The sequence below is a fragment of the Bacteroidales bacterium MB20-C3-3 genome (assembly GCA_035609245.1).
Taxonomy (GTDB): Bacteria; Bacteroidota; Bacteroidia; order Bacteroidales; family UBA932; genus Bact-08.
Map to the genome: position 1 here is coordinate 2067974 of CP141202.1, position 24705 is coordinate 2092678.

General features: G+C 41.3%; 15 protein-coding genes and 5 tRNA genes. 4 read left to right on the forward strand and 16 right to left on the reverse strand.

The window, feature by feature from the left end:
- Window positions 1–3 precede the first annotated feature (3 nt).
- The 4 genes from U5907_09430 (at window position 4) to U5907_09445 (ending at window position 8229) form a co-directional block, all read left to right on the forward strand.
- A complete protein-coding gene (locus U5907_09430) occupies window positions 4–1557 on the forward strand; it encodes a SusD/RagB family nutrient-binding outer membrane lipoprotein (protein ID WRQ32796.1) in 1554 nt (517 codons plus the stop codon).
- Between the two features lie 186 nt (window positions 1558–1743).
- Window positions 1744–4668 (forward strand): TonB-dependent receptor, encoded by a 2925-nt coding sequence (locus U5907_09435; protein WRQ32797.1) that lies wholly within the window; start codon window positions 1744–1746, stop codon window positions 4666–4668.
- Between the two features lie 21 nt (window positions 4669–4689).
- Window positions 4690–6156 (forward strand): RagB/SusD family nutrient uptake outer membrane protein, encoded by a 1467-nt coding sequence (locus tag U5907_09440; GenBank protein WRQ32798.1) that lies wholly within the window; start codon window positions 4690–4692, stop codon window positions 6154–6156.
- A gap of 75 nt (window positions 6157–6231) precedes the next feature.
- Window positions 6232–8229 carry a M64 family metallopeptidase gene (locus U5907_09445; GenBank protein ID WRQ32799.1) on the forward strand — a complete coding sequence of 666 codons (1998 nt, stop codon included), beginning with the start codon at window positions 6232–6234 and terminating at the stop codon, window positions 8227–8229.
- A gap of 76 nt (window positions 8230–8305) precedes the next feature.
- Here U5907_09445 and rpoC read toward each other — a convergent pair whose 3' ends face one another.
- The 16 genes from rpoC to dxs form a co-directional block, all read right to left on the reverse strand.
- On the reverse strand, window positions 8306–12565 hold the full coding sequence (gene rpoC, locus U5907_09450; GenBank protein ID WRQ32800.1) for a DNA-directed RNA polymerase subunit beta': 4260 nt from the start codon (window positions 12563–12565) through the stop codon (window positions 8306–8308).
- 38 nt (window positions 12566–12603) lie between these two features.
- On the reverse strand, window positions 12604–16422 hold the full coding sequence (gene rpoB, locus U5907_09455) for a DNA-directed RNA polymerase subunit beta (GenBank protein WRQ32801.1): 3819 nt from the start codon (window positions 16420–16422) through the stop codon (window positions 12604–12606).
- Between the two features lie 103 nt (window positions 16423–16525).
- A complete protein-coding gene (gene rplL, locus U5907_09460) occupies window positions 16526–16900 on the reverse strand; it encodes a 50S ribosomal protein L7/L12 (GenBank protein ID WRQ32802.1) in 375 nt (124 codons plus the stop codon).
- A 37-nt stretch (window positions 16901–16937) separates the two neighbouring features.
- A complete protein-coding gene (rplJ, locus tag U5907_09465; protein WRQ32803.1) occupies window positions 16938–17462 on the reverse strand; it encodes a 50S ribosomal protein L10 in 525 nt (174 codons plus the stop codon).
- Between the two features lie 12 nt (window positions 17463–17474).
- Entirely contained in the window at window positions 17475–18176 is a 702-nt protein-coding gene (gene rplA / locus U5907_09470) for a 50S ribosomal protein L1 (protein ID WRQ32804.1), read from the reverse strand.
- Between the two features lie 14 nt (window positions 18177–18190).
- Window positions 18191–18637 carry a 50S ribosomal protein L11 gene (rplK, locus tag U5907_09475; GenBank protein ID WRQ32805.1) on the reverse strand — a complete coding sequence of 149 codons (447 nt, stop codon included), beginning with the start codon at window positions 18635–18637 and terminating at the stop codon, window positions 18191–18193.
- A 13-nt stretch (window positions 18638–18650) separates the two neighbouring features.
- On the reverse strand, window positions 18651–19205 hold the full coding sequence (nusG, locus tag U5907_09480; GenBank protein ID WRQ32806.1) for a transcription termination/antitermination protein NusG: 555 nt from the start codon (window positions 19203–19205) through the stop codon (window positions 18651–18653).
- A gap of 2 nt (window positions 19206–19207) precedes the next feature.
- Window positions 19208–19402, reverse strand: coding sequence for a preprotein translocase subunit SecE (gene secE / locus U5907_09485; GenBank protein ID WRQ32807.1), 195 nt, complete (start codon window positions 19400–19402; stop codon window positions 19208–19210).
- Window positions 19403–19485: 83 nt separating this feature from the next.
- Window positions 19486–19556: transfer RNA gene (locus U5907_09490), tRNA-Trp, on the reverse strand.
- A 50-nt stretch (window positions 19557–19606) separates the two neighbouring features.
- Window positions 19607–20794 (reverse strand): elongation factor Tu, encoded by a 1188-nt coding sequence (gene tuf, locus U5907_09495; GenBank protein ID WRQ32808.1) that lies wholly within the window; start codon window positions 20792–20794, stop codon window positions 19607–19609.
- Window positions 20795–20837: 43 nt separating this feature from the next.
- Window positions 20838–20909: transfer RNA gene (locus U5907_09500), tRNA-Thr, on the reverse strand.
- Window positions 20910–20917: 8 nt separating this feature from the next.
- A tRNA-Gly gene (locus U5907_09505) sits at window positions 20918–20990 on the reverse strand.
- 13 nt (window positions 20991–21003) lie between these two features.
- Window positions 21004–21086 (reverse strand) — tRNA-Tyr (locus U5907_09510).
- Between the two features lie 27 nt (window positions 21087–21113).
- Window positions 21114–21187, reverse strand: a tRNA-Thr gene (locus tag U5907_09515).
- Between the two features lie 106 nt (window positions 21188–21293).
- Window positions 21294–22598 (reverse strand): ferrous iron transport protein B, encoded by a 1305-nt coding sequence (gene feoB, locus U5907_09520; protein ID WRQ32809.1) that lies wholly within the window; start codon window positions 22596–22598, stop codon window positions 21294–21296.
- Entirely contained in the window at window positions 22579–24465 is a 1887-nt protein-coding gene (gene dxs / locus U5907_09525; GenBank protein WRQ32810.1) for a 1-deoxy-D-xylulose-5-phosphate synthase, read from the reverse strand. The genes feoB and dxs overlap by 20 nt, the downstream gene beginning before the upstream one ends.
- Window positions 24466–24705: the final 240 nt, after the last annotated feature.

The following is a 24705-nucleotide window of genomic DNA, read 5'->3' on the forward strand; positions in this document are numbered from 1 at the left end:
TATATGAATACAATAAAAAAACTATTTTTTGCGCTTTTAGCACTTCCTGTTTTATTGACAGGCTGTGACAAGCAATTTGATGAAATAAACACCAGTCCAAACTCTACTACAAGTGTGCCTACACCGTATATTATGACTTACGCGCAGAGAGAGTTAGGATTCTATATCTTTGATACATGGCGTTCCGGCCGTCAGTCAAGTATTGCCTGCCAGCATCTGGCTCAGAGAAACTACACTTCAGAGGACAGATATCTCTTTAGACAAGAGGTTACCGATGGTTTCTTCAGGAATACCTACTTTATTACGCAAAGTTTCCAGGATATTATCAATCTCAATACAAAAGAGGCTACCAAAGGTAATATGCTTGCTTATGGAGATAATTCTGTCCAGATAGCAACTGCAAAACTTATGCAAATATGGGCTGTAGAACTTCTTGCAGAGACATTTGGTGATGTTCCTTATACTGAAGCCTGGCAATCTCCGGAGATTGTTATGCCTAAGTATGACAAACAGAGTGACCTGTTCCCTAAACTTCTTGCAGATGCCAAGACTGCTGTAGATGCATTAAAGGCTGCTAACAAAGGATGGACTAACGGAGACATTATTTATGGTGGAAATCTTGCCAAATGGATTAAATTTGGTAACTCTATCAGACTAAGATTAGTCCTTAGAATGTCAAATGTTAAAGCTGACTGGAAAACTGTAGCGAAATCTATTATTCAGGAGGGAGTTATGACTTCAAACAGCGATAACGCAATTGTTAAGTTTACAGGCGCTGGTGCGCCTAACGAGGCTCCATTCTATAATGGATTTATAGTTGGTAAAAGAAATGACTTTACCCTCACCAAGCAATTTGTTGGCCTTCTGGCCGGTGTTGATGATACTGACAAGGGTTATACAAATCCGTTTAACGGAATTGAGGATCCAAGACTAAAAGTATACATTGGAGAGAGTAACTATTCAACAGGAAGAACAACAGGTGTTCCTTACGGAATGCTTGACGCTGCTACCGGAGGTTTTGTAAATGCTAATGTTACAACTGTTATTAACTTAACAAGACAACCTCTTCCACTACTTCTTCAACCAAATTTCTGGTCTACATTTATGGATTACCCTACAGTTTGTTTTATGATGAGCGAAGTTAACGACTTTGATAAAGCAAATCTAGAGGCAGGAATCCGGGCTTCTCTTGCAATGTGGGGAGCTACAGTGGATGAGGCATACATCTCTGCAGTTCTTGCCAAGTATGATGCAGCAAATGCTGAGGGGAAGAAAGAGATTGTACTTACTCAGAAGTATATCCACCTGTTCTCTCAATCTTTTGAGGCTTGGGCAGAGTATCGCAGAACAGGTTATCCTAAATCAATTGTGAAGCCGGGTGAGGTTACCTATAACGGAGTTAAGTTTGTAACTGCTAATGATACAGGCACTGATATAGTACCTCGTCTGAAGTATGATACTAATGAATATACTCTTAACAAAGAGAATGTATCTGCTGCTGCAACAAGTATAGGTGGGGACGCCTATACAACTAAATTGTGGTGGGCTAAGAAGTAATTTCAAGGTTTTTATTGATCTTTTTGAGGGTGGCTATTTTTTAGTCACCCTCTTTTTATATTATTGCTACAACCATTTTAAATAAAATTTTATTATATTTGTCGTTAAGTCCAAAATATTTTAAAAAAAAGACTAAATAGACCTAATAAAAACATAAACCTTTTTTAATAACCAAAAAATTACTAAATGAAAAAAATCAGATTAGTTCTGGCCATCCTTGTTTTATTGGCCGGTAATGTGCTTAACGCACAGGTTTTGAGGGTAACAGGTATTGTTACCGATGCGTCTGACAATTCTCCACTAACAGGAGCCACAGTTAAGGTTAAGGGCGTTAACGCCGGAGTCATTTGTGGTGTCAATGGAGAGTTTGCAATTAACGCAGACAAAAATGCTGTTCTAGAAGTATCCTTTATTGGGATGAAGACCTTGGAGGTTCCCGTTAACGGAAGAGCAGTTATCAATGTACAACTTCAGTCTGACGCAGTCCTGCTATCAGAAACAGTTATTGTAGGATATGGTACAGCAAAGAAAGTTGGAAATGTTGTAGGGACAATTAATCAAGTTAATTCTGAAAAGATCCAAAACAAGCCTGTTGCTAACGTAATGGATGCGTTGCAGGGGCAAGTTGCCGGTCTTCAGGTTTACACATCTTCAGGTGAGCCATCTGCTACATCATCTGTTAGATTAAGAGGTGTTGGATCTCTTACAGCAGGTAACACTCCTCTTTATGTTCTGGACGGATCCCCAATTGACGCCGGTACTATGGTGTCTCTAAATCCAAACGATTTTGAGAGCGTTACAGTGCTTAAGGATGCTTCAGCTACATCTATCTACGGATCTCGTGCTGCAAATGGTGTAATTTATATTACAACCAAGAGAGGTAGAATAGGTGAAGATGCAAAAGTATCTTTTAACGCAATGTATGGTATCTCTTCTCTAGCAAACAAGAATTTCCTCAGTCCTATGAACTCTGAGCAGCTTCTTGCACACCAGTTAGAGTATAAGATTATTACCCAGGCAAGACATGATGAACTTAAAGCTATGGGCCATGACACAAGATGGGTAGATTATTTTTTCAAAGATAATGCTCCAACTTATCAAGGTGACCTTTCTATCCAAGGTGGTGGCGGAAGAACAATGTATTATGTATCTGGTGGATATTTCAAACAAGAGGGTACTTCTCCAAGATCTGTATTTGAAAGGTATTCATTCCGTTCAAATATTGAATCTCAGGTTAAGAAATGGCTAAGAATTGGTGCTAATCTTTCCGGTGGTTACGATGAGAGACAAAATTCAGGATACACTTACCAGGCTTCAAACTCATTGGCCGGTGGTATTTTTGGTACAATGCTGAGACAGCCATATTACAATCCTTATGGTGACAATGGTGAAATTCTTGATTTTATTCCTGGTATTAATGCTTACAGCCCTTACTATCTATTGGCAAAACAGCCTTCAGTTGGCAAAAATGTACAGTTCAATGGTAATGCATTTATTCAGATAACTCCTATGGAGGGTTTGACTATTAAGTCTCAAGCCGGTATGGATGCGTATGACTACCGCTCAAGTTCCAAGAGACTTCCATCTTATGCAGGCTCTCTTAATAATGGTAGAGTTGCTGAATCTTTCTCAAGAGGTATCACAAGAACTATCACAAATACAGTTGAATATAAATTTGATATCAATAACAGACACGAAATATCTGTTCTTGCCGGTCATGAGGGTATTGACTACTACTATGAGGCTTTTGGGGCTAGCACAACAGGACATACAGATGACAGGCTTGTTCTGTTAACATCTGGTCCTACAAATGAAAACCCAACTCATTCAAAAGCAGAATATGCTTACCTTTCATATTTCGCTAGGGCAGATTACAATCTTGATGGCAAGTATTTCCTTGATCTATCTGTTCGTAATGATGCTTCATCAAGGTTTGGTAGAGACAACAGAAGTGCTACTTTCTATTCAGTAGGTGCAATGTGGAATATGAAGAGCGAAAATTTCCTCAAGACAGTTGCATTTTTAACAAAATTAAATCTTAAAGCAAGTATTGGTACAACCGGTAACTCTAGTATCGGAAACTATGACCACCTTGCTTTGGTTGGAACAAATCAGTACAATGGCCAGACAGGCTGGGCAGTATCATCAGCAGGTAACCCACAATTAGGCTGGGAAACTCAGATGCTTTCAAATATTGGCGTTAATGCTGAGTTCTTTGATAGAATTCGTCTGGAACTTGACTATTATATCAGAACAACTCAGAATATGCTAATGTCTGTTCCTGTTCCTTATACTTCAGGTTTTTCTGCAATTACAGCAAATGTTGGAAGTATGAAGAATAGTGGTATTGATCTTTCACTAGGTGTTGATGTTATAAGAACAAAGAATACATATTTTGGAATAAACAAGACATTCAACTACAACAAAAATGAGATAACCAAACTCTTCTATGATCTTAATGAGTGGGTTGTTCCAAACACCGGAGTTGGATATGTTGTTGGTAGACCAGTCGAGTTCTATTATCCTGTTTATGCAGGTGTTGATCCAACCGATGGTATGCAAACATGGAAGGTTCCCGGAACTGATCAGGTGACTAAAACATTTAACTCAGCTGCATTACAGCAAATGACAGGTAAGCCAAGATACGCACCTATTTCCGGAGGTTTAAGTCTTAACTTTAGCTGGAAAGGTATCGGTTTAGTTGCAGACTTCTCTTATGTTTTGGGCAAATACATTGTAAACAACGACAGGTATTTTGGAGAAAACCCATACAACTTCAGAGGATACAATCAATCTTCAAGAGTTCTTTCAATGTGGAAACAACCGGGTGATATAACTGATATGCCTAAGTTTGGCCAGGTTATGCAGTTTGATACTCACTTACTGGAAAATGCATCATTCCTGAGAATGAAAAATATTACCCTTTCATACACTCTTCCAAAGAATCTGATTAAAGGTGTATTTAGTAATGTTAAGTTTTATGCATCAGGTCGTAACCTGTTTACAGTTACAGAGTATTTAGGAGCTGATCCTGAAATTGATTCAAACCTTACATATGGTGCTTATCCAAACTCAAAGCAAGTTAACTTTGGTGTTCAACTAGCATTTTAATTAAAGATAAATTTTGATATGATGAAAAACAGAATATTTATTTCTATAGTTGGCCTGCTGGCTCTAACCACATCTTGCAACCTGGACAAGTATCCATACGCTTCGATAGAGCAATCTCAGGCATTCCAGACAGTAAAGGATGCTGCAACTGTGAGGACAGGTCTATACTCCTACCTTCGTGCAGCTGTAGGCGGACAGTATGTCTACACAACAGATTTCCAGTCAGATTTGCTTAATGCAACCCTCGACTATGGTAACAGAGGCGGACTTATCTATCGTTGGGAGTTTCTTGACAATGATTATAGCCTCAGAGATATGTGGCAGGTACATTATCAGTTAATTAACAATGCAAACAGTTTCCTTGACAATGTTGCAAATGTAACACCTGCAAATGCAACTGAACAAACTCAGCTTGACAATTACATTGGCGAGGTACATTTTATGCGTGCATTTGCATACCACAGACTTGCAATCAGATATGCAAAGGATTATGAGCCTGCAACAGCAGCAGCTACACTTGGCCTTCCACTGGTTCTTAAGTATGATCCTAATGCAAAACCTGCAAGAGCTACTTTAGAGGAGACTTACAAACAAATTAAAGATGATTTGGCAATAGCTAAACAAAAGCTAAATGCCGCAGGAGCTGCAAATTCATACTATCTTACTGTAGATGCAGTAAACGCTTTTGAAGCAAGAGTTGCACTTTATGCACACGATTGGACAACTGCTATTTCAGCAGCTGACAAGGTTATTGCTAAATATCCGCTTATTGATAATGAAGCTGATTTCCAGAAACTTTGGAACAACGACCAAGGTTCTGAGATCATTACCAAGCTCTTTATGTCAACTAACGAGCTAAGTGGTCAGATGAATGTTTTCATTACTTACAATACCGGTATTAAATCAAATGTTCCTGACTTTATCCCTCAGCAGTGGGTTGTTGATCTTTTTGCTGATAACGATATTCGTAAGAGTGCGTATCTGAAAAAAGATAAGATTACCATTCAAAGTCAAAATTATACTGATGTATATATGATTAACAAGTACCCTGGTAATCCAACTCTTTGGACTACAGCCGTAAGTAACTACTATAACATGGTGAAATTGTTCCGTTCTTCAGAGGCTTATCTTATTAAGGCAGAAGCTGCATACAGAGCATCTCAGCCTACAGTAGCTGTTTCTGCACTAAATGCACTAAGAGTTAAACGCGGTCTCTCTGAGTTGCCTACAACTCTTACAGGTGCTGCTCTTTTCACTGCAATTCAAGAGGAGAGAACTCGTGAAATGCTTTGTGAAGGTACAAGACTAGATGACCTGAAGAGATGGGGACTAGGTTTCTCAAGGAAGGCTCCGCAAAATGCAAACATGGTTCTTACCGGAACTGCAGCATCAGGCTTGTCTGTTGAGGCAAATAACCAGAAATTTGTATGGGAAATCCCTGCAAATGACCTTCAAACTAATAAAAATCTTGTTCCAAACTGGCAATAAGTATTTATTGTATGTTTTTATAGTGCCTGTGAATAAACAGGCACTTTTTTTTTATCTTTGAAAAAATGTTTAATAATGAATCTCTTCAAAAAAATATTTTACATAATAATTGGGTCGATTTTTCTTGTATCATGCAAGAAGGATCCTCTTCCTGTTTTGACTTTATCGGCTGATAAAATAGTTTTTTCAAACAAAACATCAACTGAAACCATTTCTGTAAGTTCAAATTATAATTGGTCAATTTCTAATGATTCAGACTGGATTTCAATAACACCTACCTCTTCAACAGGAGAGTCAACTGTAAAAATATCTGCAACAGAGAACAACACAGACTCTGATCGCACAACAAATCTTGTGGTGACAACCGGAAAAGAAGGCACCCCAAGTTATTTGAGAAAGGTGATAAGCATAACGCAGTCAAATAGTGTCCTTTATATTGATTTTGACTACATCAGTTTTGAAAAAGTTCAATCTTCAAAATCTTTGGTCATATCTTCGAATACAGATTGGGAGTTAATAATACCAGCAAATATTAGCTGGATTACTTCAGATATCCTCAAAGGTTTTGGGAATGGTCAGTTAAATCTCACTGTTGTTGAAAATACCGGACAAGACAGATCTGTTGATGTTGAATTTAAATACGCAGGGAAAACAAAGATTGTTAAAATATTTCAAAAAAGGGGCGTTAATTCTCCGCCCGCACCTGTGTCACCTATTCACCCTCAGAATAATCTTACAAATATCCCAAGAATACTTGAATTTAGCTGGGAAAAGTCAGTTGACACAGATAAGGATCAGGTTAAATACGACATAGAACTTTCTGAATCTGCGAATTTCCCAGAAGGAGCTCTAACTAAGAAATTCAGTACAGATACATTAACCAAATATTCAACTCCTGAACTTTTAAAGGAAAATACTAAATACTACTGGAGGGTTACAGCCTCTGACTCATATGGTGCAAAAACTGTATCATCTGCATTTACATTTACAACAGGAACCAAAGGTGGTTATGCCAACGGAGAGTCCAGGGTTGCCTTTTTTAATACTAATGGTCTAATTGCAAATGAAATAGTGTTTGTTGGAGATGGGTATACTATAGCGGACTTTGTAGATGGAGGCAAGTTTGATCAGGATATGAATGAGGGGATAGATGCGTTTTTCTCTGTTGAACCATACAAATCATACAAGCAATATTTCAGAGTTTATAAACTTGCAGCCTATTCTAAGGATAGCGGTGCAACACAGCTTGACAAGGGAATTGTAAAAGAGACAGCATTCAGCACTGTTTTTAAGGGTGGATCAAGCATGGAGTCAGATGATGAAAAGGTGTTTGAATTTGTCTCTGTTAATGTTGAGGGGATGGAGGATACTAACCCATATTATTCAGGGATACAGGGTAAACTTCAGAATACACTTGTAGTATTGGTTGTTAACGAGGACAGATATGCCGGAACCTGCTGGATGTTCAGTGACGGCAGGGCATTGGCAATTTGCCCAAACAGCAGAGACACCAGGTCCAATTATCATTATAAAAGTATAGTGAACCACGAAGCAGGAGGACACGGTTTTGGCAGACTTGCAGATGAGTATGTAACATCTGCAAACAGGGATAAAACTATTACAGAGAGCGAGAAAACATCACTTCAGAATTGGGTGAAATATGGTTTCTACCCAAATGTTGACCTTACATCTGACCTTAACAACATTAAATGGAAACATTTTGTTGGAAAAGCAGGATACTCTGTTGCAGCGCATGAAGGTGGATTCTATTTTACTTATGGAGTATGGAGACCGGAGAGTTCCAGCTGTATGATTGATAACAGACAATACTATAATACTCCAAGCAGAGAGCATATCGTAAAACGAATTCTCAGAACTGCACATAATGCAAGGGTCTCTGAGTATGTAAACGGAGTACTTACCCCAATTCCAAATGACCCTTACAATTTAGATGAATTCGTAAGGCTTGATGTAAAGAAAACTGAAGCAGGAGCCCAGTTTTATACAAAAAGTTTTAATCCTTTAACTTTTAATCAACTGGCCCCACCGGTTATGGTAGAAGTTAAACATTAGGGTATAAGCACAAAAAAGAGGCCAACTAAAAGTAATTTTTAGTTGGCCTCTTTGTTATACAGAAAATTCAATTGAATTACTCTTTCTTGCTTCTCATAAGTTTCATATGGTCGTCCATAGAACTTACAACCATTCTGTCGAATTCCCTTGTGCCGGTACCGGCAGGAATAAGGTGTCCGCAGATGACATTCTCTTTGAGACCCTCCAGAGTATCTTTCTTTCCGAATATAGCAGCTTCGCTCAGAACCTTTGTTGTCTCCTGGAAGGAGGCGGCTGACATAAAGCTGTTTGTACGGAGAGCTGCTCTGGTAATACCTTGCAAAATCTGGTTTGATGTTGCAGGAATCGCATCTCTTGCCTCAACTGTTTTAAGGTCTCGGCGTTTGAGTGTAGAGTTCTCTTCTCTTAGTCTTCTTACGGTTACAATCATTCCCGGTTTAAGTTCTGCAGAGTCTCCGGCATCAAGAACTACCTTCTTGTCGTAAATGGTATCGTTCTCCTCCATAAACTCCCACTTGTCAACAAGTTGTTCAGGCAGGAAGCGAGTATCGCCCGGATCTACAATCTCAAGCTTTCTCATCATCTGGCGAACAATTATTTCAAAGTGTTTGTCATTGATCTTAACACCCTGCATTCTGTAAACCTCCTGAATCTCGTTCACGATATACTCCTGAACTCTTGTCGGGCCCTGAATTGCCAGAATGTCTGTAGGTGATATAGCACCTTCAGAGAGAGGCATTCCTGCCTTAACATAGTCATTCTCCTGAACAAGAATCTGTTTGGTGAGAGGAACTGTATATGTCTTCTTCTCTCCGCTCTTGGACTGGACAATAATCTCTCTGTTACCACGCTTAATCTTACCCATCAGAACCTCTCCGTCAATTTCGGTAACTACAGCAGGATTGGATGGATTACGAGCTTCAAACAGTTCGGTTACTCTAGGAAGACCTCCTGTGATGTCACCGGATTTACCGATGGCTCTCGGGATCTTGACAAGAATGTCACCGGCTTTGATTTTCTGTCCGTTTTCTACCATTATGTGTGCACCCACAGGAAGGTTGTACTGCTTAAGTTCAATCTTATCCTCAACAATTCTAATGGTTGGATTCTTAGATTTATCTCTGGATTCAATAATCACCTTCTCTTTGTGTAGTGAATACTCATCAGCAGCCTCTTCTCTGTATGTTACACCCTCAATAAGAGAGTCAAACATGGCTTTACCGTCAGTCTCAGCGATGGTTACAGCATTGTATGCATCCCATTCGCAAATTCTGTCTCCCTTCTTTACAAGGTCACCATCTTTCATAAAGAGTGTTGCTCCATAAGGGATGTTGTGATTGTAAAGAGTGATTCCGGTATTGACATCAACAATCCTCATCTCTGCGGTACGGCCTATTACAATTACCTGTTTCTCTCCAATTTGATCTGTTTTTGTCAAAGTACGCAACTCTTCTAACTCGAGTTTTCCTTCGTATCTTGCAATAATCTCATTCTCGGATGCGATACTTGATGCAGTACCTCCCACGTGGAATGTACGAAGAGTAAGCTGTGTACCGGGCTCGCCAATTGATTGGGCTGCAATAACTCCAACCACCTCTCCTCTCTCAACCATTCTTCCGGTAGCGAGGTTCCTTCCGTAACATTTAGCGCAAACACCTTTACGGGATTCGCAGGTAAGCACGGAACGGATTTCTACATGTTCAATAGGCAGTGACTGAATAAGTTCAGCGATCTCTTCTGTAATCTGCTCTCCGGCTTCAATTATCTTTTCACCTGTAAGTGGATTATAAATGTCGTGAACAGAGGTTCTTCCAAGAATTCTTTCATAGAGCGATTCTACAATTTCATCCTTGTTCTTTATAGCTGTAGCTACCAGTCCTCTTAGAGTACCGCAGTCATCTTCGTTTATTATAACATCGTGAGAGACATCCACCAGACGACGGGTAAGGTAACCTGCGTCAGCTGTTTTAAGAGCAGTATCGGCAAGACCCTTACGGGCACCGTGTGTTGAAATGAAGTACTCAAGTACAGACAACCCCTCTTTAAAGTTAGAGAGAATAGGGTTCTCAATAATCTCGGCAGATGAAGCTCCGGATTTCTGAGGCTTAGCCATCAGACCCCTCATACCTGAGAGCTGACGGATCTGCTCTTTTGATCCGCGGGCGCCTGAGTGAAGCATCATATAAACTGGGTTGAATCCCTGTTTGTCAGTTGCTATCCTCTTTTCAACAATGTTTGTCAGTTTTGAGTTTGTCCCTGTCCAGATATCAATAATCTGATTATAACGCTCATTATTGGTGATAAGACCATTATTGTATGAGAACATAATATTCTCAACCTGCTTGTATCCATCTTCAATCAGAGTCTGTTTCTCTTCCGGAACAATTACATCTTCAAGGTTGAACGATAGTCCTCCTCTGAAAGCCATTGTATATCCAATCTCTTTGATGTCATCAAGGAATTGTGCAGTTCTGGCTACACCTGAGACTTTAAGAACATTACTGATGATATCTCTAAGAGATTTTTTTGTAAGGATTTCATTTATGTAACCTACTTCCGGTGGTACAACCTGATTAAAGAGTATTCTTCCCACTGTTGTCTTTACCATATGGTAACCCAAAGATGGATCTGACATAACTTTAGGAAGTCTGACCTCAATCTCTGTATGTAGTTCCACGCTCTTCTCGTTGTATCCTATGATTACCTCTTCAGGACCATAGAATCTTCTGCCCTCTCCCTTTGCACCAGGTCTGATCTTGGTAATGTAGTACAATCCAAGAACCATGTCTTGTGAAGGTACTGTAATTGGGGCTCCATTTGCAGGGTTAAGAATATTGTGTGAACCCAGCATAAGAAGCTGAGCCTCCAGAATTGCAGCATTGCCAAGTGGTAAGTGTACAGCCATCTGGTCACCGTCAAAGTCTGCGTTGAATGCAGTACAAGATAGTGGATGGAGCTGAATTGCCTTACCCTCTATTAGTTTTGGCTGGAATGCCTGTATACCTAGTCTGTGAAGGGTAGGAGCACGGTTAAGCATAACCGGATGGCCCTTCATTACATTCTCCAGAATATCCCATATTACTGGATCTTTTCTGTCAACGATTTTCTTTGCAGACTTGACGGTTTTAACAATTCCCCGCTCAATTAGCTTACGAATAACAAATGGTTTGAAGAGCTCTGCAGCCATATCTTTTGGAAGGCCGCATTCGTGCATCTTAAGTTCCGGTCCAACAACAATTACGGAACGGGCCGAGTAGTCAACCCTCTTACCAAGGAGGTTCTGACGGAACCTTCCCTGTTTTCCTTTTAGGGAGTCAGATAGTGATTTAAGTGTACGGTTTGCCTCTGTCTTAACCGCGTTTGATTTTCTTGAATTATCAAACAGTGAGTCAACAGCCTCCTGAAGCATCCTCTTTTCGTTTCTGAGAATCACCTCCGGAGCTTTAATCTCAATGAGTCTTTTCAGACGGTTATTTCTTATAATAACCCTTCTGTACAAATCATTAAGGTCAGATGTTGCAAAACGACCTCCGTCAAGTGGAACAAGTGGTCTCAGCTCGGGTGGAATTACAGGGATTACCTTTAATACCATCCACTCAGGATTGTTAACCTCTTTTGATTCACGAAAAGCCTCAACAACACTTAATCTTTTAAGTGCTTCTGCTTTTCTTTGCTGAGATGTTTCATTCTCTGTTTTATGACGCAATTCGTATGAAAGCTCATCGAGTTTAATTCTCTCAAGCATTTTGAGGATAGCCTCTGCTCCCATTCCTGCAATGAATTTGTCAGGATTGTCATCGTCAAGCATCGAGTTCTCTTTTGGAAGCTTGTCCAGCAGTTCCATATACTCATCCTCAGTCAGGAAGTCGTTTGTACGAACTCCCTCCTGTGCAAGTATACCTGGCTGAATTACTACATACCTTTCATAGTATATAATCCCCTCCAGCTTTTTGGAAGGTATACCAAGCAGATATCCTATTTTGTTTGGAGTTGAGCGGAAGTACCATATGTGGGCCACAGGAACAGTTAGTGTTATGTGTCCCATTCTTTCGCGCCTGACCTTCTTCTCTGTAACCTCTACACCGCAACGATCGCATATAATACCGCGATAACGAATCCTCTTGTATTTTCCGCAATGACACTCATAATCCTTATATGGACCAAAAATGCGCTCACAGAAAAGTCCGTCTCTCTCCGGTTTATATGTACGATAGTTAACAGTTTCCGGTTTAAGCACTTCACCAGAAGATCTCTCCAGAATCTCCTCAGGAGATGCAAGACCAATGGAAATTTGGCTGAAATTGCTCTTTACCTTTATCTCTTTTTTGAAAGACATATTATTCTCTTTTCAAATGTTCAAATACTTAATTTAGATCAGTCAAGATTGACACTGAGTCCCAGACCGCGAAGTTCGTGCAGAAGCACATTCAGGGATTCAGGTATGCCCGGCTGAGGCATAGTCTCTCCCTTAACAATTGCTTCGTACGCTCTTGAGCGACCAGTTACATCGTCTGACTTGATTGTGAGAATTTCCTGCAGGATATTGGCAGCACCAAAAGCCTCCAGTGCCCATACCTCCATCTCTCCAAAGCGCTGTCCACCAAACTGAGCCTTACCTCCCAGCGGCTGCTGAGTAATAAGGGAGTATGGTCCTATTGATCTTGCGTGCATCTTGTCATCAACCATGTGGCCTAGTTTGAGCATGTAAATCACTCCAACTGTAGCCGGCTGGTCAAACATCTCACCTGTACCTCCGTCACGCAGATATGTTTTGCCATATTTTGGAACTCCGGCTTTATCTGTCTCTGCAGTGATTTCGTCAAGTGTTGCACCATCAAAAATAGGTGTACTGAACTTTTTGCCATTCTTCTGACCTGCCCATCCCAGAACTGTTTCGTATATCTGACCCAGATTCATACGAGATGGTACACCCAGAGGATTTAGTACGATATCCACAACTGAACCATCTTCAAGGAATGGCATATCTTCATCACGAACGACTTTGGCAACAATACCTTTGTTACCGTGTCTGCCTGCCATCTTGTCCCCTACACGAACTTTACGCTTCTTGGCAATGTAAACCTTTGCAAGCTGCATAATTCCGGTTGGAAGTTCATCTCCAATTGTGAGATTGTATTTAATTCTCTTAAGTTCAGCATCATACTCCTTATGTGCAATAAGGTAGTTGTTGATAAGTTGCTTAATAAGAGTGTTTGTGTTTTTATCTGTTGTCCATTTTGCAGGATTGATATTCTCGTATGACAGAGAATTCAATGCTTCAAATGTAAACGGCTGATCTTTTGTGATAAGTTCTACTCCGTAAAGGTCACTTACACCGTTAGATGACTTGTTGTTAAGAAGTTCCATCAATTTTGCGAGGAATGTCTGACGAAGAGCAGCTGCTTTACGCTCGAAGTTCTCCTCTGCGTGCTGAAGCTGATTCTTTGAAGTGCTTTTTCCTCTTTTGGAGTTCTCTTTTGCAACTTTTGAGAATAATCTCTTGTCTATTACGGTACCTCTTAGTGAAGGGGAGGCTTTAAGAGATGCATCTTTTACATCGCCTGCTTTGTCTCCGAATATTGCGCGGAGCAGTTTCTCTTCCGGAGAAGGGTCACTCTCGCCTTTAGGAGTAATCTTTCCAATAAGAATATCTCCCGGCTCAACATTGGCTCCGATACGGATTATACCATTTTCATCAAGATCTTTTGTTGCCTCTTCGCTCACATTTGGAATGTCAGATGTAAGTTCCTCCATACCACGCTTGGTATCACGAACCTCCATAATATATTCGTCAACATGGATAGATGTAAATACATCTTCTCTCAACAGTCTTTCAGAAACGACAATTGCATCCTCAAAGTTGTAACCCTTCCATGGCATAAAAGCAACCTTCAGGTTTCTGCCAAGAGCGAGGTCTCCGCCCTGTGTGGCATAGCCCTCAGTCATAATCTGTCCCGTTACAACCTTCTCTCCCTTTCTTACAATAGGTTTTAAGGTAATAGAGGTGTTCTGGTTTGTCTTTCTGTAAAGCGGCAGCTTATAAACTGTAACTTCAGGGTCAAAGCTTACAAATCGCTCGTTTTCAGTCATCTCATATTTGACATGAATCTCACGGGCATCAACATAAACCACCTCTCCTTTACCTCTTGCAACAATCTGAGTTCTTGAATCCTTAACTACAGGACCCTCAAGCCCTGTACCTACAATTGGTGATTCGGGGCGGATAAGCGGGACAGCCTGTCGCATCATGTTTGATCCCATCAGAGCGCGGTTTGCATCGTCATGCTCAAGGAATGGGATAAGTGATGCTGCTATTGAGGCTATCTGGTTTGGAGAGACATCCACAAGGTCAACCTTGGATTTGTCCACAACGGGATAGTCCGCCTCGTAACGGCATTTAATCCTCTCATCTGTGATAAGACCATCTTCTGCAATATGAACATTCGCCTGTGCAACCATCTTCTGCTCTTCATCCTCGGCACTCATATATACACATCCCTTGGCGGTCATGTCAACAAATCCTTCTGTCACTTTCCTGTAAGGGGTCTCAATGAAGCCCAAATCGTTAATCTTTGCGTATACACAAAGAGAGGAGATAAGGCCGATGTTCGGACCCTCAGGTGTCTCAATAGGGCACAGCCTGCCGTAGTGTGTATAGTGTACATCTCGAACCTCAAAACCTGCACGGTCTCTTGAAAGACCTCCGGGACCCAAGGCAGAGAGTCTTCTCTTGTGAGTCATTTCTGCCAGTGGATTTGTCTGATCCATAAACTGAGAGAGCTGGCTCGATCCAAAGAAGGAGTTGATTACTGAAGAGAGGGTCTTGGCATTGATAAGGTCAATAGGGTAGAAGACCTCGTTATCACGCACATTCATTCTCTCCCTTATGGTTCTTGCCATTCTTGATAAACCAACGCTAAACTGGTTGGCGAGCTGTTCGCCAACAGTTCTGATACGCCTGTTGCTCAAGTGGTCAATATCATCAACTATTGCTTTAGAGTTAATAAGTTGTATAAGGTACCTGATGATTTCAATTATATCCTGTTTGGTAAGGACTCTGGTCTCGTCAGGGATGTTGATATTAAGCTTGTGGTTAAGCCTGTATCTCCCCACCTCTCCCAGGTCATACCTTTTATCTGAGAAGAACAGCTTGTCAATAACATCTCTTGCTGTTGCCTCGTCTGCCGGTTCAGAATTTCTGAGCTGGCGGTATGTATAGTAAACGGCCTCTTTACCAGTGTTGCAGACATCTTTCTGTAGTGTGTTTGCAATAATGGCGAAGTCGTTAAGATTAACATCCTCTTTGTGAATGAGAATGGTACTTACTCCTGATTCAAGAATTTCGTCAATATGATCCTCCTCAATAGTTGTCTCTCTCTCCAGAATGACTTTAACCCTTTGAATGTAAACTACCTCTCCAGTATCTTCATCCACAAAGTCTTCGTTCCAGGTAGTGAGTACCTTGGCTGCCAATTTGCTGCCAACGCACTTCTTGAGATTTGCTTTTGTTACCTTTACTTCGTTTGCAAGGCCAAAAATGTCAAGAATCTCCTTGTCACTTTCATAGCCAATTGCGCGAAGCAGAGTTGTTACAGGAAGTTTTTTCTTTCTGTCAATATATGCATACATGACATTGTTGATGTCAGTTGCAAACTCTATCCACGATCCCTTAAACGGGATGATACGGGCAGAGTAGAGTTTAGTTCCATTGGCATGGAGACTCTGTCCAAAGAAAACGCCAGGTGAACGGTGGAGCTGAGAAACAATTACTCTCTCCGAGCCGTTGATAACGAATGTCCCCCTTGGGGTCATATATGGAATTGTTCCAAGATATACATCCTGGATCATTGTTTCAAAATCTTCGTGAGTAGGATCTGTACAATAGAGCTTCAGCTTGGCCTTGAGCGGAACGCTGTAGGTTAGCCCCCTGTCCAAACACTCTTCGATAGAGTACCTTGGAGGGTCTATGAAGTAGTCAATAAATTCAAGGACAAAACTGTTACGGGTGTCCGTAATAGGGAATATCTCCTGAAATACTTTGTAAAGACCTTCATTTTTCCTGTTTTCAGGTGTGGTGTCAAGCTGAAAGAAGTCCTTAAAGGACTTAAGCTGCACCTCCAGAAAATCGGGATAATCCAGAAGGGATTTTGAAGTCGCGAATGTAATCCGCTGATTGATATTTGTTTGCGACATTTTATTCGGATTGGTTGAAATTATGTTAAAATAACGACAAAAAGGCTTAGAGCCGTTTAGGGCTCTAAACCTGATATGAATACCCGTTTAACGGGATGTAGAGTTATTTAATCTCAACTTCTCCGCCTGCTTCTTCTAACTGAGCTTTTACTTGTTCTGCTTCCGCTTTAGATACTTTCTCCTTAATTGGTTTTGGTGAAGCATCTACAAGGTCTTTAGCCTCTTTTAGACCAAGTCCGGTAATCTCCTTAACAACTTTCACAATCTGGAGTTTTGCCTGACCAGGTGATTTAAGGATAACATCAAACTGAGTTTGTTCAGCTACTTCAGCTACTGCTGCTGCTGCCGGACCTGCTACTGCTACTGCTGCTGCTGCCGGCTCAATTCCGTACTCCTCTTTAAGAACTTTTGCCAATTCTTGTACATCTTTTACAGAGAGGTTTACTAATTCTTCTGCAAATTTTTTGATATCTGCCATGGTTGTAAATATTTAAATGATTTTTAATTTCTTATTGTTACTCTTTTTCTGATAGTGTCTTCACGATACCTGCAATTTTACCGCCACCGCTTGATTCAAGGGCAGAAATAACATTGCGGACAGGTGCCTGTAGAAGACCAATGATGTCTCCGATGAGTTCTTCACGAGACTTGATTGCTACTAATGCATCAAGTTGGTTTTCACCAACATAAGCACATTCCTGTACATAAGCTCCTTTAAGAACGGGTTTACCGTGCTTTTTACCAAACTCTTTGATAAGTTTGGCAGGTGTGTTTGCAACCTCTGTAAACATTACCGCAGAAGGACCTTCAAGTATAGGGAAGAGCAGCTCAACTTCTTCAATACCTCTTTTTTCAAGAGCTTTGCGAAGCAGGGTGTTCTTTACAACAACCAGTTTGATTTCCTTTTCGAAGCAAGTACGGCGCAATAGGGCTGTCTTCTCGGCGTTCAGGCCTGAGATGTCTGCCAGGTAGAAATTAGGTGTTTTCTCAAGTTGCGCTGCCAAGCTTTCAATAATCTGTGTTTTTTCTTCTTTTCTCATAAACCAAATTTATTATTCAGCAGCACTAAACGACTTGCTATCGATATTTATTCCGGGACTCATTGTAGAAGAGATGAATATACTCTTTACATAGGTACCTTTCAGCGCCTGAGGTTTTAGTTTGATAACTGTGTTGATGAATTCAAGTGCATTTTCTGCCAGGTGATGAGGATCAAAAGATACCTTACCAACTGAAGCGTGAATAATTCCTTGTTTGTCAACCTTAAAGTCAATCTTACCAGCCTTTACCTCTTTAACAGCCTGTGCAATATCCATTGTCACAGTACCTGTCTTAGGGTTAGGCATCAAACCACGTGGGCCTAGGATACGACCAATGGCTCCAATCTTGGCCATTACAGATGGTGTACAGATAATAACATCCACATCAGTCCAGCCGTTCTTGATCTTCTCGATATAGTCGTCTAGTCCAACATGGTCTGCACCAGCTTCCTTTGCTTCGGTCTCCTTGTCAGGAGTACAAAGTACAAGTACACGAACGGTTTTACCAGTTCCGTGAGGGAGGGAAACCACGCCGCGAACCATTTGATTGGCTTTACGGGGGTCAACGCCCAATCTCATTGCAACATCAACAGAGGCGTCAAACTTTGTAAAAGAGATCTCCTTTACAAGATTGCAAGCCTCCAGAAGTTTGTACTGCTTCAATGGATCGACCTTTGCGTATACTATTTTTTGATTTTTTGTCAGCTTACTCATTTTCGCAGAATTTTTTAAATTACATCTTCAGGAAATGTGCCAGTAACATTGATACCCATACTGCGTGCAGTTCCGGCTACCATTGACATGGCAGACTTCATAGTGAACGCGTTCATATCCGGCATCTTGTCTGTAGCTATCTCACGGATCTGCTCCCATGTCACTGATCCAACCTTCTTCCTGTTTGGTTCAGCAGAACCAGACTGGATTTTAGCGGCCTCTTTCAACTGAACAGCCACCGGTGGTTGCTTTACAATAAATGTAAATGACTTATCGCTGAAAACAGTGATAATGACAGGCAGAATTTTACCGGCCTTATCCTGGGTGCGGGCATTAAACTGCTTGCAGAAATCCATAATGTTCACCCCTTTGGAACCGAGAGCCGGTCCTACAGGAGGAGAGGGATTAGCTGCACCGCCTTTAATCTGCAATTTAATGAGTGCGGCAACTTCTTTAGCCATAATTAATGATTTTTTATTCTTTTACTACTTGAACAAAATTTAACTCCAGAAGAGTCTTCCTTCCAAAAATCTTCACCATTACCTTCACCTTCTTTTTGTCTTCGTCAATCTCTTCAACAGTTCCGTCGAAACCGTTAAATGGACCGTCTACTACTTTTACGGATTCACCAATGATGAATGGAGTGATATTCTCCTCATCCCTGTCTGCAAGCTCGTCAACCTTACCTAATATACGATTAACCTCAGACTGACGAAGCGGAACAGGGACATTGTCCTTGGATGCCTTGTCTGTCAGAAAACCTGAAACATGAGGAATGTCGCGGATTATATGCTGAATCTCGGGCGAGAGTATGGCTTCAATAAGTATATATCCCGGGAAAAATATGCGCTCCATGGATACTTTTTTACCATTTTTCACCTGGTAAATTTTCTCAGTAGGAATAAGAACCTGAAGGATTTTATCCTCAAGCTTCAAACGCTTAATTTCGCTTTCTATATACTCTTTGGCCTTTTTCTCTTTGCCTCCGGCAGCTCTTACGACATACCAATTTTTGGTAATCTCACTCATAATTAGTACAACAGATTGTAAATGGTTGTCATAATGTTCCTGAAACCAAAGTCCATAACAAAAATGACCCCGGCAAAGATAAGAGATGCAACCATAACTAATATGGCTGAACTCTGAAGCTGTTGCCATGATGGCCAGCTAACCTTGTTTACCAGTTCGGTGTACGATTCCTGAAGATACAACTTTATCTTGTTCATCTTTATTTGATTGTCGGTCTAGGCAGAGGAAGCTTTCTGCTTCGACCGGATTGTTAAAAACCGACGCGTAACCATCGGTTTTGCAGGGGCAGAGAGATTCGAACTCCCATCAACGGTTTTGGAGACCGCTATTCTACCCTTGAACTATGCCCCTAGATAAAGTTAGCCACCTTTGCAGGGTGACTAACTCTCTGTAGTTTGAAATTAGTCGATAATCTCTGTAACCTGACCTGCACCAACTGTACGGCCACCTTCGCGGATAGCGAAACGAAGACCAATGTTGAGAGCTACAGGGTAGATAAGCTCAACTGTAATTGTCACGTTGTCACCAGGCATTACCATCTTGGTTCCTTCAGGGAGCATAATCTCACCTGTAATATCCAGTGTACGGATAAAGAACTGAGGACGGTATTTGTCGTGGAATGGAGTGTGACGGCCACCTTCATCTTTCTTAAGAACATAGATCTCTGCCTTGAACTTCTTATGAGGAGTGATGGTGTTTGGTCTTGCAATAACCTGACCACGCTTGATCTCTTTTTTGTCGATACCACGGAGCAGAAGACCTACATTATCACCGGCTTCACCTCTGTCAAGTATCTTACGGAACATTTCAACACCTGTAACGGTTGATTTCTTAGGCTCTTCACCAAGTCCAATGATTTGAACCTCTTCACCGGTTTTGATAACGCCTGTTTCAATACGACCTGTAGCAACTGTACCACGGCCTGTGATTGAGAATACATCCTCAACCGGCATCAGGAATGGTTTTTCGTTTTCACGAGGAGGGACTGGAACAAAGCTGTCAACTGAAGCCATAAGTTCCATTACCTTGTCTTCCCACTGAGGATCTCCGTTAAGAGCACCTAGTGCAGAACCACGGATAACAGGAGCGTTATCGCCGTCAAAATTATAGAAGCTGAGAAGCTCACGAACCTCCATTTCAACGAGGTCAATCATCTCAGGATCGTCAACAATGTCTACTTTATTAAGGAAAACAACAATTCTAGGTACGTTTACCTGACGAGCAAGAAGGATGTGCTCACGAGTCTGAGGCATAGGACCGTCAGTTGCAGCAACAACAAGAATTGCACCGTCCATCTGAGCAGCACCTGTTACCATGTTTTTAACATAGTCAGCGTGACCAGGACAGTCAACGTGAGCATAGTGACGATGCTCAGTCTGATATTCAACGTGTGAAGTGTTGATAGTAATACCACGCTCTTTCTCTTCAGGAGCGTTGTCAATTGAATCAAATGAGCGAACTTCAGAGAGGCCTTTTCTGGCAAGCACCATGGTGATTGCAGCGGTCAGTGTGGTTTTTCCGTGGTCAACGTGGCCAATAGTGCCTATATTGACGTGCGGCTTGTCCCTTTTAAAAGTTTCTTTTGCCATAATAGTAAAATTAAATATTAATGAATTTATTACACACTTGTAGAGCCGGTGATGGGAATTGAACCCATGACCTCTTCCTTACCAAGGAAGCGCTCTACCTCTGAGCTACACTGGCTTACTATGAGCGGAAGACGAGGTTCGAACCCGCGACCCTCAGCTTGGAAGGCTGATGCTCTACCGACTGAGCTACTTCCGCAAATAAAAAAATGTGGGGAGAGCAGGATTCGAACCTACGAAGGCGTAAGCCAGCAGATTTACAGTCTGCCCCAGTTGGCCACTTTGGTATCTCCCCATAATTACAATCGTTCAAAAAACTTAGAGCCGATGGAGGGATTCGAACCCCCGACCAGCTGATTACAAATCAGCTGCTCTGGCCAACTGAGCTACATCGGCATTAATTGCTCATTCCCTTTTGATTTTAGGGACTGCAAAGATATAGGTTTTTGATTAATCTGCAAAAAAAAATGAAAAATTATTTGAAGCATATATTAAAATAGGTCTACAACAAAACAAGTAAGCCAATTCTGTAGGCAAAAAATGCTGCTATCCAGGCAACAGCAATGGTGCTGAATATTGAAATAACTGCCCATTTCCAGCTCCCGGACTCTTTTCTTATAGTGAAAGCTGTTGCAACACAAGGCATGTAGAGGAGTGAAAAAATCATAAAAGAGAGGGCGTTAGCTTTGTTGAATACTTTCTCTTCTCTAATGCGGGACATTAATGATGTATTCATTATTTCACTGCCAGATGCATCTTCTTCTGCCTGATACACTACTCCCAGTGTACTTATGATAAACTCTTTTGCTGTAATTCCTGTGACAAGACTTACAGACATCTTCCAGTCAAACCCAAGTGGCTTCATTGTAGGTTCAATTACTCTTCCAAAATGCTCCAGGTAGGAGACTCTCTCAGGATCAGGATTGTTTCTCTCTTTCAGAGGGAAGTAGTCAAGAGCCCATACAATAATAACTGCAAGCAGAACAACCGTGCTTATCTTCTTTAGATATTCAGATGCTGCGTCCCACATGCTTTTTACAGATTGTTTAAGTGATGGCTTTCTGTATGAGGGGAGGGGTATTAAGTAGTCTTTAATTCCAAAGTTGAAAAAAATCTTTTTGAAAAGAATAGCCATAACTATACCGGTAATAATACCTCCAAAATATAGCAGGCTTAGAACCATAACCTGATTTTCAGGAAAAAATATTCCAGAGAAGAGTAAAAAGGTTGGGATTCTTGCGCTGCATGGTATATAAGGTATCATTAACATTGTAAGGATGCGGTCTGATTTTCTCTCAATTGTGCGGGTAGCCATAATAGCCGGAACATTGCACCCGAATCCCATCAGCAGAGGAATAAATGAACTGCCGTGTAGACCAATTTTGTGCATATACTTATCCATTATGGTTGCTGCCCTGGGCAGGTATTCTGTCTCCTGAAGAAACGAGAGGAAGAAAAAGAGTATTAATATATTTGGCAGAAAGGCGAGAACACTGCCTACGCCCATTATTACTCCCTGACTGAGAAAATCGTTAAACCAGCCGGCAGCCATATGGTCGCGGATATATGCGGCTCCCTGATCCATGAGCCACTCTATACCCTGCTGCGGATAGGCTCCCAGTGTAAATGTTGCATAGAATATGAACCAGATTATAAATATGAATGAGAGCAGGCCCCATACCGGGTGGGTTAAGTATTTGTCAATCTCCTTGCTCCTTTTGTCCTGTTCCGGTTTGAAGTGCTTATATTTAAGGCCTTTAATAAGATTGCCTTTGATTATAGGTTTTTTATCTGTGTGATGGCTCATTCAAGATTGATTTTAAAATACCCTCCTTGTCATACCCGCACTCGGCCTTTAACTGTGGTATTGTCCCCTGCTCTATAAACTGATCGGGAATTCCGAGACCCTCAACCTTTACATTAAGTGATCTGGATGCTACAAATTCAGAAATTGCTGAGTACAAACCTCCAAGTATGGTTCCGTCCTCTACGGTAATGATTCTTTTGCATTTTGTTGCTGCTTTTAAAACAGCATCCTCGTCAAAAGGTTTAAGAAATCTTAGGTCAATATGCATCGGATTTACCCCTCTCTTCTTAGCCTCCTCAACGGCTCCGGCTGCTGCATTGCCTGTTGTGCCGATTGTAATGACCGCAATCTCCTCACCATCATTAAGCAATCTTGATGTGCCGGGAACAATCTCTTCAAAAGGCATGTTTTTCCATGGAACTCCCTCTCCGTTCCCTCTGGGATATCTGATTGTTGACATCCCCCAGGATGGGAGCTGTGCCGAATAGAGCATGTTCCTAAGCTCGGCCTCATTCATTGGTGCAGCTATTGTCATACCGGGGATACATCTCATATATGAGAGATCATATGCTCCGTGGTGAGTTGCACCATCCTCTCCTACAAGCCCTCCTCTGTCAAGGCAAAAGACAACCTTTAAATTTTGTGTGGCCACATCATGGATGACGCTGTCAAAAGCCCTTTGCATAAAGCTGGAGTATATATTGCAGTAGGGCAGGAGCCCTTTGGCAGCCATTCCTGCAGAGAATGTAACAGCATGCTGTTCTGCAATTCCTACATCAAATGACCTCTCCGGAATCTCCTTCATTACAATATTCATTGAGCATCCGGAAGGCATTGCGGGTGTTACTCCCACTATCCTTGTGTTGATTTTTGCAAGTTCCAGAAGAGTCTCTCCAAAAACATCCTGGTACCTGTCTGCAACGGCAGACCCGTTTGTCTTTCTGAGTCCAGTGTTTTTATCAAAATTACCGGGTGAGTGCCATACCACCTGATCATCCTCTGCAGGTTTGTAGCCCTTTCCTTTCTTTGTTACAATGTGAAGTAATTTAGGGCCGTCAATGTTTTTGAGCTGAGCAATTGTTGTCATAAGTTGCTCAATGTTATGACCATCTATTACACCAAAATATCTGAATCCAAGAGATTCAAATACGGAGCCGGATTTGAAAAATGCAGCCTTTGTGCTGAAAAGAAATTTTCCGGCAAGATCTCTTAGTTTTTCTGAACCGAGATATTTCCAGACTCTCTTTTTTGTTTTATTGTAAAAGTGGGAAGTTGTAAACTTGATCAGATAGTTGTGCATTGCCCCAACATTGGGATCAATGGATATTTGATTGTCGTTTAGTATTACAAGAATATTGTTTTTGTTGGCACCTGCATTGTTTAGCCCTTCATAGGCAAGACCTCCTGTTAGTGCGCCATCGCCAATTACTGCAACAACTTGTTCATCGCTTCCCTCAAGTGAGGCTGCAACAGCCATACCCAAAGCTGCAGATATTGAGGTTGACGAGTGGCCAACACCAAATGCATCATAAGGAGACTCGCTGATTTTTGGGAAGCCGCTTATCCCTTTGTATTTTCTGTTATTGATAAATGCCTCCCTTCTTCCTGTTAAAATTTTATGTGTGTAGGCCTGATGTCCTACATCCCAAATAATTTTGTCCTTAGGTGCTTTATAAAGATAGTGCAGCACAACTGTAAGCTCAACTGTTCCAAGACTCGCCCCAATATGCCCGGGATTCTCGGCACAAGATGAGATTATGAACTCTCTGATCTCCGAGCAGAGTTCTGGCAACTGATCCGGAGAGAGCCTCTTTAAATCTGAAGGTGAATCTATCTTGTTGAGATATTTCATATCGTTTAGCTCCATACATTCTATTAACAACCAACCCCCCTGTTTGTTGGAAGGGTTGCTATGAAAAACACGGCAAGTTACAACATATTTCCCATATGATAGCCGGGAAACTTTATTTTGCAAATAGGATAAAAAATCATAGTTTAGCTAATCCTTAATTAATCTAACTTATCTAAAATATTTAACTGTGGAAACAAAATCGCTTCTGTTGAAGGACAAGTTTTATGTCAGGTGGTCAGTCCTGATTCTTCTTGC